Origin of the sequence: Streptomyces sp. P17 (assembly GCF_032436805.1) — a bacterium.
Taxonomy (GTDB): domain Bacteria; phylum Actinomycetota; class Actinomycetes; order Streptomycetales; family Streptomycetaceae; genus Streptomyces.
Map to the genome: position 1 here is coordinate 1 of NZ_JAVRBF010000343.1, position 445 is coordinate 445.

The following is a 445-nucleotide window of genomic DNA, read 5'->3' on the forward strand; positions in this document are numbered from 1 at the left end:
CCCACAGAGTGACCGTGCCAGGCTGCGGACGGATACCCTTAAGCTTCATGCAAGCGATGATGGAATTGATGGTCTTGAACCCGCGCAGCTCTTCACCCTTGCCATTGAAGGTGTAAACCGCCAGCGGGCCAGCCGTCTGGCCGGAATCGGACTCAAACACAAGGTTGACCGAAACGGTGCCCTTCTCGTTTTCTTCCTCCCATGCAAACTTCAGCTTGCCCTCATAGCAACCTGCATCAGTGATTCGCTTGCCGCCTTGGGTTGCTTCCTTTGCTGCCTGCTCATCGAGTGCGTAAGTACGTGCTGCCATTTTTATATCCTTGGTAGTTATTCGGCGGATGCCGGGGTTTCAATGCTGTAGTATTCGCAAATTTCGCTATCTACTGCCTTGAGGTCATTCGGAATGGATTCAGCGTTGAAGAGGCCCATAGGACTTTTGCTGGTG

At 52.8% G+C, this 445-nt stretch carries 1 protein-coding gene; it reads right to left on the reverse strand.

Annotation, left to right across the window (positions count from 1 at the left end):
* A partial coding sequence (locus RMT89_RS41190) for a hypothetical protein (protein ID WP_315888874.1) occupies window positions 1–310 on the reverse strand: 310 nt, incomplete at its 3' end.
* Window positions 311–445: the final 135 nt, after the last annotated feature.